The sequence below is a fragment of the Arthrobacter subterraneus genome (assembly GCF_900099735.1).
In the GTDB taxonomy this organism is placed as follows: domain Bacteria; phylum Actinomycetota; class Actinomycetes; order Actinomycetales; family Micrococcaceae; genus Arthrobacter_D; species Arthrobacter_D subterraneus.
Genome location: NZ_FNDT01000009.1, coordinates 39,542 through 51,928, shown reverse-complemented (window position 1 = coordinate 51,928; position 12,387 = coordinate 39,542). Strand labels below are relative to the sequence as shown.

At 64.5% G+C, this 12,387-nt stretch carries 11 protein-coding genes; 3 read left to right on the top strand and 8 right to left on the bottom strand.

The annotated features are described in order from the left end of the window. Window positions 1-18: 18 nt before the first annotated feature. Window positions 19-1,359: a type I glutamate--ammonia ligase gene (gene glnA / locus BLS52_RS11035; protein WP_026545779.1), complete on the bottom strand. Its 1,341-nt coding sequence runs from the start codon at window positions 1,357-1,359 to the stop codon at window positions 19-21. A gap of 191 nt (window positions 1,360-1,550) precedes the next feature. On the opposite strand from glnA, the gene panB reads away from it, so the two are divergent. Continuing rightward, complete coding sequence (gene panB / locus BLS52_RS11030) at window positions 1,551-2,423, top strand: 3-methyl-2-oxobutanoate hydroxymethyltransferase (RefSeq protein ID WP_090586763.1); 873 nt, start codon at window positions 1,551-1,553, stop codon at window positions 2,421-2,423. Between the two features lie 9 nt (window positions 2,424-2,432). Here the strand turns inward: panB and BLS52_RS18325 are convergent, their stop codons facing one another. Then, window positions 2,433-2,597: an SPOR domain-containing protein gene (locus tag BLS52_RS18325; protein WP_139186259.1), complete on the bottom strand. Its 165-nt coding sequence runs from the start codon at window positions 2,595-2,597 to the stop codon at window positions 2,433-2,435. A 65-nt stretch (window positions 2,598-2,662) separates the two neighbouring features. Here BLS52_RS18325 and map point away from each other — a divergent pair, with 65 nt between their 5' ends. Further along, the gene (gene map / locus BLS52_RS11025) at window positions 2,663-3,541 is read left to right on the top strand and encodes a type I methionyl aminopeptidase (protein ID WP_090586762.1); all 879 of its coding nucleotides are present in this window, start codon (window positions 2,663-2,665) and stop codon (window positions 3,539-3,541) included. A gap of 72 nt (window positions 3,542-3,613) precedes the next feature. Then, window positions 3,614-4,441, top strand: a complete 828-nt coding sequence (gene ppgK / locus BLS52_RS11020; RefSeq protein WP_090586760.1) for a polyphosphate--glucose phosphotransferase — start codon at window positions 3,614-3,616, stop codon at window positions 4,439-4,441. A gap of 53 nt (window positions 4,442-4,494) precedes the next feature. Here ppgK and nrdR read toward each other — a convergent pair whose 3' ends face one another. From nrdR to lspA, 6 genes are all read right to left on the bottom strand, one after another. After that, the gene (nrdR, locus tag BLS52_RS11015) at window positions 4,495-4,995 is read right to left on the bottom strand and encodes a transcriptional regulator NrdR (protein ID WP_026545783.1); all 501 of its coding nucleotides are present in this window, start codon (window positions 4,993-4,995) and stop codon (window positions 4,495-4,497) included. Between the two features lie 169 nt (window positions 4,996-5,164). Continuing rightward, the gene (gene hisD, locus BLS52_RS11010; protein WP_245702820.1) at window positions 5,165-6,517 is read right to left on the bottom strand and encodes a histidinol dehydrogenase; all 1,353 of its coding nucleotides are present in this window, start codon (window positions 6,515-6,517) and stop codon (window positions 5,165-5,167) included. 59 nt (window positions 6,518-6,576) lie between these two features. After that, window positions 6,577-7,089 (bottom strand): hypothetical protein, encoded by a 513-nt coding sequence (locus BLS52_RS11005; protein WP_139186258.1) that lies wholly within the window; start codon window positions 7,087-7,089, stop codon window positions 6,577-6,579. 32 nt (window positions 7,090-7,121) lie between these two features. Then, window positions 7,122-10,691 (bottom strand): DNA polymerase III subunit alpha, encoded by a 3,570-nt coding sequence (dnaE, locus tag BLS52_RS11000; protein ID WP_425425038.1) that lies wholly within the window; start codon window positions 10,689-10,691, stop codon window positions 7,122-7,124. Between the two features lie 54 nt (window positions 10,692-10,745). Then, the gene (locus BLS52_RS10995; protein ID WP_090586757.1) at window positions 10,746-11,681 is read right to left on the bottom strand and encodes an RluA family pseudouridine synthase; all 936 of its coding nucleotides are present in this window, start codon (window positions 11,679-11,681) and stop codon (window positions 10,746-10,748) included. After that, complete coding sequence (gene lspA, locus BLS52_RS10990) at window positions 11,665-12,267, bottom strand: signal peptidase II (protein WP_090586755.1); 603 nt, start codon at window positions 12,265-12,267, stop codon at window positions 11,665-11,667. The genes BLS52_RS10995 and lspA overlap by 17 nt, the downstream gene beginning before the upstream one ends. Window positions 12,268-12,387 lie beyond the last annotated feature (120 nt).

Here is a 12,387-nt window from a genome sequence, read left to right as displayed (position 1 = left end):
GGAGCTAGTCTCCCGCGGCTAGAGGATTCCGAGGTTGCGCCTGAGCTCGTAGGGGGTCACCTGAATCCGGTAATCATGCCACTCGGCACGCTTGTTCCGCAGGAAGTTTTCATAGACCTGCTCGCCGAGGATCTCGGCCACGAGTTCCGAATCCTCCATGGCCCGGACGGCGTCGTGCAGGCTGGCGGGCAGCGGATCGTGGCCCATGGCACGCCGTTCCGCGGCCGTCAGGCTCCAGACGTCGTCTTCCGCACCCGGCGGCAGGTCATACCCTTCCTCGATGCCCTTCAGGCCTGCCCCCAGCAGCACCGAGTACGCCAGATACGGGTTGGTGGCGGAGTCGATTCCCCGGTACTCGATGCGGGCGGACTGCCCCTTGTTCGGTTTGTAGAGCGGTACCCGCACCAGCGCGGACCGGTTATTGTGGCCCCAGGAAAGGTAACTCGGCGCTTCGCCGCCGCCCCAGAGCCTCTTGTAGGAATTCACGAACTGGTTGGTCACCGCCGTGAACTCGGGCGCGTGCCGCAGGATGCCTGCGATGAACTGACGCGCCGTCTTCGACAGCTGGAATTCAGCACCCGCTTCGAAGAAGGCATTGGAGTCCCCCTCGAAGAGCGAGAAATGCGTGTGCATGCCGGAGCCGGGGTGGTCTGAGAAGGGCTTGGGCATAAAGGTGGCGTAACTGTTCTGGGTGAGCGCCACCTCCTTGATGACCGTGCGGAACGTCATGATGTTGTCAGCGGTCTGGAGGGCGTCGGCGTAGCGGAGATCGATCTCATTCTGTCCGGGCCCTGCCTCGTGGTGGCTGAACTCGACCGAAATCCCTACCGATTCGAGCATTGCAACGGCGGTCCGCCGGAAGTCCTGCGCGACACCGCCGGGCACGTGATCGAAGTAGCCGGCCTGGTCCACGGGGATCGGCTGGCCGTCGGGGCCGAGCTCGTCCGACTTGAGGAGGTAGAACTCGATCTCGGGATGGGTGTAGCAGGTGAAGCCCATGTCTGCGGCTTTGGCGAGGGTGCGCTTCAGGACCCCCCGGGGATCGGCCGACGACGGCTGCCCGTCAGGGGTGAGGATGTCGCAGAACATCCGGGACGTCTGCTCCTTCTCGCCCCGCCACGGCAGGATCTGGAAGGTGGACGGATCGGGCTGGGCAAGCATGTCGGACTCGAATACCCGGGCGAGGCCCTCGATCGAGGACCCGTCGAATCCGAGCCCCTCCTCGAACGCGCCCTCAACTTCCGCCGGCGCCAGTGCAACCGACTTCAGGGAGCCGACGACGTCGGTGAACCACAGCCGGACAAAACGGACGTCACGTTCCTCGATGGTGCGTAGGACGAACTCCTGCTGCCGATCCATTCCAACCTCTTTCCTACTCATCCCCGGTCGCTGCGGCACTCCGCATGACAGGGGGCGCTGTTCCCCGGTCCGCTTCTCACTTTACTGACAATGCCCGGCCGGCGCGGGACCCGGGTCATGCAGGACTGTGCCCGGTCCAGTATGTCCGCCTTGTGTTACGCCGGAGTTACCCGTCAAGTAGGCTCGTGGTCATGAATTCCGCGGAAACTCCAGCCCCCTACGGAACCGGCTCCCCGACGGCGGCAAACGCCTCGCCGCCGTCCGCAGCGCGCATCCGGACGCATCACCTGCAGGCCGCGAAGGACGAGGGCCGGCGATTCGCCATGCTGACAGCGTACGACCAGTATGCTGCGGAAATCTTCGACGGAGCGGGTATCGAGGTGCTGCTGATCGGAGACTCCGCCGCCAACAATGTGCTGGGTCATGCCACTACCCTGCCCATCACCCTGGACGAGATGATCCTCTTTTCACGCGCTGTAACCAGGGGCGCAAGGCGCGCCCTGGTCGTAGCGGACCTTCCCTTCGGAAGTTATGAGGTCTCACCTGCGCAGGGGGTTGAGTCCTCGATCCGCCTGATGAAGGAAGGGCTCGTGCATGCGGTCAAGATGGAGGGCGGCAAGGATTACGCCGACACCGTGCGCGCAATTGTCCGGGCGGGCATTCCCGTCATGGCCCACGTAGGGTTCACTCCGCAGAGCGAGCATTCCCTGGGCGGATACCGGGTTCAGGGCAGAGGCGACGCCGGCCGGCGGGTGGTTGAGGATGCAGTGGCCCTTGCCGAGGCGGGCGCCTTCTGCGTGCTGATGGAAATGGTGCCGGCCGACGTGGCTGCCGAGGTGGACAAAGCTGTGAGTGTGCCGACCATCGGGATCGGGGCCGGCTCCGCAACCACCGGGCAGGTGCTGGTCTGGCAGGATATGGCCGGCCTGCGGGCGGGCAGGCAGGCGAAGTTCGTCAAGCAGTTTGCCGATGTCCGGTCGGTTCTCACCCAGGCAGCGCGAGCCTACGGAGACGAGGTCCGGGACGGAAGTTTTCCCGGCCCCGACCACAGCTTCCAGGGCTGACCGCGAGGGCTATTCCTCGTCCTGGGCTTCCCAGGCCCGGTTCCGCTCCTGAACCTTCTCCAGGGCGCGTTCGGCTTCCGCCCGCGTGGGGTAGGGCCCGATGAGCTGGCTCCAATCGGACTGGGCGTCTTCTTCAACCTCGTGCGTCTGGACGTTGTACCAGTACTGCACCATCCCGGCCTCCTTAGTGTTGCTTCCGCTTTCGGCTCCGGTGGTTCCCCACCGATAGGATCAAGGGTATGCCCCACCATTCCTCTACCGCACCCGTCGGCACGCTCGTCCAGGGGACCATCAGCCCTCCCCGCGCGGTGCCGGCGTCGATCCAGCGCCCGGAGTATGTGGGGCGCCCGGGCCCTGCGCGCTTCGAAGGTTCCGAAGTCAAGTCACCCGAAACGATCGAGCGGATCCGTCGGGCCGGCAGAATCGCCGCGCAGGCAATCCAGGAAGTGGGGCGCCATATCAAGGCGGGCGTCACCACCGATGAGCTGGACGCGGTGGGACACGAGTTCCTGGTCGGGCAGGGCGCGTACCCGTCCACGCTGGGCTACCGCGGATTCCCCAAGTCACTGTGTTCGTCACTCAATGAGGTCATCTGCCACGGCATCCCGGACTCGACCGTGCTCCGCGACGGAGACATCATCAACATCGACATCACCGCGTACATCGACGGCGTACACGGGGATACAAACCACACCTTCCTCGTCGGGGAGGTCGATGAAGAGTCGCGTCTCCTTGTCGAGCGAACCCGGGAATCCCTGAACCGGGCCATCAAGGCAGTGGCGCCGGGACGCGAAATAAACGTCATCGGACGTGCCATTGAGTCCTACGCCAGAAGATTCGGCTACGGTGTAGTGCGGGACTTCACAGGTCATGGAGTCGGCGAAGCGTTCCATACGGGGCTGATCATCCCCCACTATGACGCGGCACCGGCCTATAACCGGATCATCGAACCGGGAATGGTGTTCACCATCGAACCCATGCTCACCCTCGGCACCATCGAGTGGGACATGTGGCCCGATGACTGGACAGTCGTTACCCGGGACCGGAAACGCACAGCCCAGTTTGAGCACACGCTCGTTGTGACCGACACCGGCGCCGAGGTGTTGACGCTCCCCTAGCATTGCCAAGCATTACCGGCGGGCCCCGAAGCCATGCCCGCCGAACCCACCCCACACCAACCCTGGAGAATTATGGGCAAGAACAGCGGCAAACTGAAGGACGGCAGGAACCTGCCCGCAACGGTCATTGGTATCGACATCGGCGGCACGGGAATCAAGGGCGGTATCGTCGACCTGGCCGCAGGTGCCATTCTCGGTGACCGTTTCCGCGTTGAGACGCCGCGGCCTGCCACACCGGAGGCAGTGGCGGTTGTCGTCGCCGACATCGTGGCGGAACTGTCCACCCGTGAGGGCGCGCCTCCCACTTCCCTTCCGATCGGGGTCACTTTTCCCGCAATTATCCAGCATGGCGTGGCACGCTCAGCGGCGAACGTTGACGACAGCTGGATAGACACCGACGTCGATGCCCTGTTCACCCGGGTGCTCGGGCGGGACGTGCATGTCATCAACGACGCCGATGCCGCGGGCCTCGCTGAGGTCCAATACGGTGCGGGCAAGGGCGTCAACGGGACGGTGCTGGTGATCACTCTGGGCACCGGAATCGGCTCCGCCTTCATTTTTGACGGCAAACTGGTGCCGAACGCGGAACTCGGCCACCTGGAAATTGACGGGCATGATGCCGAGACCCAGGCCTCGGCCGTGGCCCGCGAACGGTTGGGGCTGAGCTGGGACGAGTATTCAGTCAAGCTGCAGCGGTACTTTTCACATGTCGAGTTCCTGTTTTCCCCGGAACTGTTCATCGTGGGCGGCGGGATCTCGAAGCGCAGCAAGGATTTTCTCCCCAACCTGTCGCTGCGTACCCCGATCATCCCCGCCGAACTGCGTAATCACGCAGGAATTGTGGGAGCCGCCCTGCAAGCTGCACTCCACTTCAAGAGCGAGCCGGTCGAGGCCGGCTAGATAATTGGTGCCGGTGGTGGCAGCGGCTTCCCCTCCGCAGCCACCACCGGAGATCAGGTGGCCGTCAGCGGCCGCTGGGTGCCGGCGGGAACCTTGCCGGCAGCATGCTCCGCTTCGCGGCGGAGTTTTTCGATTGCTTTCTCGAAGTCCTCGAGGGAATCAAACCCCTGGTACACGCTGGCAAAGCGCAGATACGCTACCTGGTCCAGCTTCTGCAGTGGGCCGAGGATCGCCAGACCCACCTCATGGGCATCGATTTCCGCTACCCCGCTCGCGCGGATTGACTCCTCGACTTCCTGCGCCAGCAGAGCCAGGTCATCCTCAGTGACCGGCCGGCCCTGGCATGCCTTGCGCACACCGCTGATGACCTTGCTGCGGCTGAAGGGCTCGGCAACACCCGAGCGCTTGATCACGGCCAGGCTGGTTGTCTCCACCGTGGTGAAGCGCTTGCCGCATTCGGGGCACTGCCTCCGGCGACGTATGGCTGATCCGTCATCGGTCAACCGGCTGTCAACTACCCGGGAGTCGGCACTGCGGCAGAACGGACAGTACATTCCACCCTCGTCTCGGCTAGGCGACTACAGTATGTCGATCGGTCCCACGGAACCGCTTGAAGCGGGGCCGTGGGACCATTCTAGGACTAGATGTAGTGAAACTACAACAGTGTCATTACTACATATGGTGGTTTGAGTTCGCGATCAGAGAGGGCCCGGGCGGGATCAGTCAGGGGAAGCGCACCTGCACAGCGTCGCCGTGTCCGGGAAGATCTTCCGCCTGTGCCAGCTGCACGACGTGCCGGCTTACCTCCTGCAGCGCGTCAGCGTTGTAATCAATGATCTGCATCGCCCGCAGGAAGGTGTAAATGCTGAGCCCGGAGGCAAACGCCGCTGTGCCCGCGGTGGGGAGCACATGGTTGGAACCGGCACAGTAGTCCCCCAAACTCACAGGGCTGTACTCGCCGACGAAGACCGCCCCCGCATTCCGTATGCGGGCAGCGACGGCCGCTGCGTCTGCGGTGTGGATTTCAAGGTGCTCGGCGGCGTAGGCATCACACACGGTCACTCCGTGGTCGATGTCGTCAACGAGGATGGTGCCCGACTGCGGTCCGGTCAGGGCGGTCTCCACGCGTTCGCGGTGCCTGGTGGAAGCCACCTGCACCGACAATTCGGCGCGTACGGCCGCCGCAAGCTCAACCGACGGGGTGATCAGCACCGACGCAGCGTTCGGGTCGTGTTCGGCCTGGCTGATGAGGTCAGCCGCCACCAGCCTTGGCTGGGCCGTACGGTCCGCCAGTACGGCGATTTCCGTGGTGCCTGCCTCCGCGTCGATTCCGACCACGCCCTTGACCAACCGTTTGGCGGTGGCGACGTAGATGTTCCCGGGGCCGGTCACCACATCCACGGGCTCGATCGGATTCCGGTTTCCATCCCCGGCGACGCCGTAGGCGAACGCCGCGATGGCCTGCGCCCCGCCGATGCCATACACCTCGTTGACGCCCAGCAGTTCAGCCGCCGCCAGGATGACCGGGTGCGGCAGCCCGCCGAAGTCCTTGTGCGGAGGCGATGCGAGGGCAATCGATTCCACGCCCGCTGCCTGTGCCGGCACCACGTTCATGACGACTGATGAGGCAAGCACCGCGAGCCCGCCGGGAACATACAACCCCACCCGTCCTACCGGAACCCAGCGGTGGGTGAGCACTGCGCCGGGACGGATATCCAGGGACACGTCCTCGGGCTTCTGCGCGGCTGCGAAGGCACGGGCACGGTCGATGGACTCTTCAAGCGCGGAGCGCACGCTGGGATCGAGGGTCCGGAGGGCTTCACGCAGGGCCTCCGCGGGCACCCGGGGATGGCGCTGCTGAACGCCGTCGAACCGTTGCGCGAGTTCGGTGAGCGAGTCGAAGCCGCGCGTGCGGACGTCTGCAATGATGCCTTCCACACGGGCAGCAACTGAATCAAAGGATGCGGAAGTGCTGCGGGGCATTGCCGACCTCAGCTCGGCCGCGGACAGATGCGTCCCGCGCAGATCTATGGTCCGGAAGGCGTCAAAGGAAGCGGGAGCGGTCTCGGCATTCACAGCCGCAATTCTACCGGCGGCGGCACCGGTTCCTTCCCACGCCCGGGGAGACGGCAGGCTCAGCGCTTCGGCTGGACCAGCAGGAGGCCAAGCAGCGAGGCAAGGAACACGACAAGCGTGGCTGCGGCGGGCCAGATTGCCGCAACGCCCAGGGAGCGCAGGACAAAGGGGAATTCACTGGCTCCACCGGAGAACAGGACCCCCAGCCCCTGGCCCACGGCCACGGCAAGCACGGAGCCCAGCACGCTCCCGACCACCGCAGTGCATACCCGCTGCCAGGCCCCCGGTAACTCCAGCCGGTTGCTGAGGAGCCAACCGACGACGACGCCGGCCACCAGTTCCAGACCACCGAGCACGAGATCCCGGGCGAGCCAGGTCTCCGCCTCGGCGCGATCACCGTAGAAAGCCCCTCCGGGGGAAGCCACCCACCAGAGGATCCCGAGGACGGGACCCAGCAACGCCATGGCGGCGCCCCACCATAGCAGGGACGACGGCGGCACCGGCGTGTGGGGGGCCGGCCCCGCATAGACGGGCGGCGGATAGGTGGCGGGCTGCGTGGATGAACTCGGCATTTTTCTACTCCAACCGTTCCGGCTGTCCGGCCTCACGCGTCGAGGCATGTCGGTCCGAGCAGCACCTTAAGGTCTCCAAACAGCGCCGGGGTGGGGTTGACCCGCAGATCGACCGGTAGCGAGAGCACCGACAGCTGGCGTTCCTTCCGCACGTGCAGCCTCACCTCGGAGTTTCCGCGGTGTTGCCTCAGTACCGACCCGAGTTCGTGGATCACCGGCTCGGTTGCCCTGTGGTGCAGCATGGAGATGACTACCGGGCCCGAGTGCCCCTCGGTGAGGTCCGGCACTGAAAGCTCCTGCGCGTTCAGCGTGACTGTGCCGTCGTCGCGCCGCTGGAGGCGGCCGCGAACCACCACGATGAGGTCCTCTTCCAGGACAGAGGCGATCGGACCGTACACCTGGCCGAAGAACATGACCTCCATGGATCCGCCCAGGTCCTCGATCTCGGCCCTGGCGTACGCATTCCCGCTGTTCTTCGCGATCCGCCGCTGCAACGACGTGATCATGCCCGCGATCGTCACGGAGGCGCCGTCGGCCGGACCGTCCTCCCCGATGATGGACGTGATCGCCGAGTCCGCGTGCTGGCTGAGGAGTCCTTCGAGCCCCTGGAGCGGATGGTCGGACACATACAGTCCCAGCATGTCCCGTTCGAAGGCGAGCTTGTCCTTCTTGGCCCACTCCGGCAGATCCGGAACCTCGACCGACAGGCCGGTACCGGCGCCCGGATCATCAAAGGCGCTGAAGAGGTCGAACTGGTTGGCCGCCTCGTTTCGTTTCAGCACGACGACGGAGTCCACCGCTTCCTCATGGATCATCGCCAGTGCCCTCCTCGGGTTTCCGAGGGAATCGAATGCGCCGGCCTTGATCAGCGACTCAATGGTTCGCTTGTTGCAGACCACCGCGGGAACCTTCTGGAGAAAATCGGAGAAGGACTCGAACGCGCCTTTCTCCTCGCGGGCAGCGACCATCGCCCCGACCACGTTGGCGCCGACGTTCCGGATGGCGCCCATGCCGAATCGGATGTCAGTGCCCACCGGGGTGAAGTTGACGCTCGATTCATTGACGTCCGGAGGCAGGACGGTGATGCCCATACGGCGGCACTCGTTGAGGTAGAGCGCAAGCTTGTCCTTGTCGTCGCCCACGCTGGTCAGCAGGGCAGCCATGTATTCAGAGGGGTAATGAGCCTTCAGGTAGGCAGTCCAGTATGCGACCACCCCGTAGGCGGCGGAGTGCGCCTTGTTGAAGGCGTAATCGGAGAACGGCAGAAGGATGTCCCAGAGGGTCTTGACCGCGGCGTCGGAATAGCCACTGTCTCTCATGCCCTGGGAGAAGCCGGCGAACTGCTTGTCCAGCTCTTCCTTCTTCTTCTTGCCCATGGCGCGGCGAAGGATGTCCGCCTGGCCAAGCGAGTAACCGGCTACCTTCTGTGCGATGGCCATCACCTGCTCCTGATACACGATCAGGCCGTAGGTGGTGTTGAGGATTTCGGCGAGCGGCTCCTCCAGCTCCGGATGGATGGGCGTGATTTCCTGGACGCCGGTCTTGCGCAGCGCGTAGTTGGTGTGCGAATTCGCTCCCATGGGGCCCGGCCGGTACAGCGCAATAACAGCGGAGATGTCCTCGAAGTTGTCCGGGCGCATCAGCTTCAGCAGCGAACGCATGGGCCCGCCGTCGAGCTGGAACACGCCCAGGGTGTCTCCCCTGGCGAGCAGCTCGTAGGATTCCTTGTCCTCGAGCGGCAGCGTCTCAAGGTCGAGCTCGAAGTCGCGGTTGAGCTTGATGTTCTCCAGGGCGTCGGTCATGATCGTGAGGTTTCGCAGACCGAGGAAGTCCATCTTGATCAGGCCAAGGCCCTCACAGGTGGGATAGTCGAACTGCGTGATGATCTGGCCGTCCTGGTCGCGGCGCATGATCGGGATGATGTCGATCAACGGCTCCGAGGACATGATGACGCCGGCCGCATGGACTCCCCACTGCCGCTTCAGCCCCTCGAGGCCGAGTGCGGTTTCGAAGACTTTCTGCGCGTCGGCGTCGGCCTTCAGCAGTTCCCGGAGTTCCTCGGCCTCCGAGTAGCGCTTGGCGTCCTTGTTGTGGACGTCGACCAGCGAGATTCCCTTGCCCATCACGTCAGGGGGCATTGCCTTGGTGAGCCGCTCCCCCATCGAGAACGGGTAGCCCATCACGCGGGAGGAGTCCTTGAGCGCCTGCTTGGCCTTGATAGTGCCGTAGGTGACGATCATGGCGACGCGTTCATCACCGTATTTTTCGGTGACGTAGCGGATCACCTCGGAGCGGCGGCGATCGTCGAAGTCGACGTCGAAGTCAGGCATGGAGACGCGGTCGGGATTCAGGAAGCGTTCGAAAATCAGTCCGTGGCGCAGCGGATCCAGGTCGGTAATGCGCATCGCGTAGGCGGCCATCGATCCGGCGCCGGAACCACGGCCCGGGCCTACCCGGATGCCGTTGTTCTTCGCCCAGTTGATGAAGTCAGCCACCACGAGGAAGTACCCCGGGAAGCCCATCTGGGAGATGACGCCGACCTCGTAGTCCGCCTGCTTGCGTACATCGTCCGGAATGCCTCCGGGATAGCGGTAGTGGAGCCCCTTCTCGACTTCCTTGACGAACCAGGACTGCTCGTTCTCCCCTTCAGGGACCGGGAAGCGCGGCATGTAGTTGGCGCTGGTGTTGAATTCGACGTCGCAGCGCTCGGCAATGAGCAGCGTGTTGTCGCAGGCATCCGGGAAGTCCCGGAAAATCGCGCGCATCTCGGCGGGCGATTTGAGGTAGAACTCATCGGCGTCGAACTTGAACCGCTTGGGGTCCGCCATGGTGGATCCGGACTGCACGCACAACAGCGCGGCGTGGGCCTTTGCGTCCTCGGCGTGGGTGTAGTGGAGGTCATTCGTCGCCACCAGCGGCAGGCCCAGCTCACGTGCGAGCTTGACGAGGTCAGCCTGGACGTTCCGCTCAATATCCAGCCCGTGATCCATGAGCTCGCAGAAGAAGTTGTCCCGGCCGAAGATGTCACGAAAATCCGATGCTGCCTGCACTGCTTCCCGGTACAGCCCGAGGCGCAGCTTTGTCTGCACCTCACCCGAGGGACAGCCCGTGGTGGCAATCAGGCCCTTCCCATAGGTCTGCAGCAGGTCACGGTCCATGCGCGGCTTGTAGAGATAACCCTCCAGGGACGCCAGGGAGGACATCCGGAAGAGGTTGTGCATTCCCTCCGTGGTTTCGGACCACAGCGTCATGTGGGTGTACGCACCGGCGCCGGAGACGTCGTCGCGCCCGCCGCCGCCCCACTGGACGCGGGTCTTGTCGGCACGTGCCGTGCCCGGAGTGAGGTAGGCCTCGACGCCGACGATTGGCTTCACGCCTGCGTTGCGGGCCTTGTTCCAGAAATCAAAGGCTCCGAACACAAATCCATGGTCGGTGGTGGCCAACGCATTCATACCAAGCTCCGCCGTATGGCTGAACAGGTCGTTCAGGCGGGCGGCGCCGTCGAGCATCGAGTACTCGGTGTGGTTGTGAAGATGGACGAACGAATTCCCGGAGGGAGCCGGGGACAGGCGGGAGGAGGCCGAAGCAGAGGAAACCACCAACTCATTCTAGCGAGCGGCGGCCGCGCTTCGTGGCGCAGGCTGCGGGTGTCGGGCTCAGACCGTCCCCGTGGCGAGCGCGTCAAGGGCGTACTGCAGGTCCATGGGGAACGGGCTCTCGACTTCCACCCGCTCACCGCTGCGGGGGTGCTCGAACGCGAGCCTGCTGGCATGCAGCCACTGCCGGGTCAGCCCCAGTTCCGCGGCGAGCCGGGGGTCGGCACCGTAGGTCAGGTCACCGGCACACGGATGACGTAGCGCAGAAAAATGAACCCGGATCTGGTGGGTTCGCCCGGTTTCCAGCCGGACCTTGACGAGGCTTGCCTTGCCGAAAGCCTCCACCACCGAATAGTGGGTGACCGACGGGCGCCCATCCTCGAGCACCGCAAACTTCCAGTCATGCGCCGGATGCCTGCCGATCGGTGCCTCAATTGTTCCTTCGAGCGGATCCGGCAGTCCCTGGACGAGCGCGTGGTACTGCTTGTCCACCGTGCGGTCCCTGAACGCCTGCTTGAGTACCGTGTAGGCGTGCTCGCTTTTGGCCACGACCATTGCCCCGGAGGTTCCGACGTCGAGCCGGTGGACTATGCCCACCCGCTCGGGAGCGCCCGACGTCGAAATCCGGTATCCGGCGGCCGCCAGCGCACCCACGACAGTGGGTCCTACCCAGCCCGGGGAGGGGTGGGCCGCCACCCCTACCGGCTTGTCAATCACTACGAAGTCATCGTCGTCGAGCAGGATTCCCATCCCCTCGACCGGCTCCGCAATGACGCGCAGCGGATCTGCTTCCTCCGGAACAGTGAGGGTGAGCCGGCTCCCCGGCACAGCACGGGCAGATTTCTGCACGGCCGCCCCGCCAACGGTCACATATCCGGCGCTGCACCAGGCCGCCGCCGTTGAGCGGGACGTGCCAGCCAGGGCGGCGACGACGGCGTCCAGCCGCTGACCTGCGGCCGACTCGGGCACGTCGAAGGTACTAGGGACGTTCGTCATCGGCTGCCTCCGCGGCGTCGACACCGTCACGAACCTCGTTGCTGCGCCGGCCGTCGAGTCCGATGCCCCGCAGGGTGAGCAGGCAGATGAGGATGACTCCGCTGACCACTGCGGTATCAGCGATGTTGAAAATGGCGAAATTCGGCAGCGCGATGAAGTCGACCACGTGTCCCTGACCGAAAGCCGGTTCGCGGAACAGCCGGTCGGTGAGATTGCCAAGCGCCCCACCGAGCACCAGGCCCAGGGCGACCGCCCATCCCTTGGTGGCAACCTTCCCGATCTGGGTGATGATTGCGATGGAGACGAGGGCCTGGATGATGGTGAAGACCCAGGTGATCTCGGTACCGATGGAAAACGCCGCTCCGGAGTTGCGGATGAAGTGCCAGCTCAGCACCGGCGGCAACACCGCGGTGACCTGCCCCTCCACCATCGTGGAAACGACCCAGATCTTGGTGAGCTGGTCGATGACATAGGCCGTCAGCGCAAAGGCGACCAGCAGCAGCGCATAGCGTGCTCCGATCCGTTTGCCGTGCTTGCGGTGCGTACGGCCTGAATCGTGGCCTGAGACGGGAGGATGCTCGGTCATGGTGCTTTCAGTTGTACGCGCCGCTGGCGGCAGCAATGGATGCGGTTCCACCATCCAGAATACGGCAGAGGCCAGCCGCCGGATAAACCGGCAGCTGGCCTCGGTGAGACGTCAGTGACG

Bases quoted from the DNA above. Each gene is read 5' to 3' on its own strand.
- BLS52_RS11005 (WP_139186258.1), bottom strand. From the start codon at position 7,089: ATGCCGAGTTCATCCACGCAGCCCGCCACCTATCCGCCGCCCGTCTAT.
- BLS52_RS18325 (WP_139186259.1), bottom strand. From the start codon at position 2,597: ATGGTGCAGTACTGGTACAACGTCCAGACGCACGAGGTTGAAGAAGAC.
- nrdR (WP_026545783.1), bottom strand. From the start codon at position 4,995: ATGTACTGTCCGTTCTGCCGCAGTGCCGACTCCCGGGTAGTTGACAGC.
- panB (WP_090586763.1), top strand. From the start codon at position 1,551: ATGAATTCCGCGGAAACTCCAGCCCCCTACGGAACCGGCTCCCCGACG.
- BLS52_RS10995 (WP_090586757.1), bottom strand. From the start codon at position 11,681: ATGACGAACGTCCCTAGTACCTTCGACGTGCCCGAGTCGGCCGCAGGT.
- ppgK (WP_090586760.1), top strand. From the start codon at position 3,614: ATGGGCAAGAACAGCGGCAAACTGAAGGACGGCAGGAACCTGCCCGCA.
- lspA (WP_090586755.1), bottom strand. From the start codon at position 12,267: ATGACCGAGCATCCTCCCGTCTCAGGCCACGATTCAGGCCGTACGCAC.
- map (WP_090586762.1), top strand. From the start codon at position 2,663: ATGCCCCACCATTCCTCTACCGCACCCGTCGGCACGCTCGTCCAGGGG.
- glnA (WP_026545779.1), bottom strand. From the start codon at position 1,359: ATGGATCGGCAGCAGGAGTTCGTCCTACGCACCATCGAGGAACGTGAC.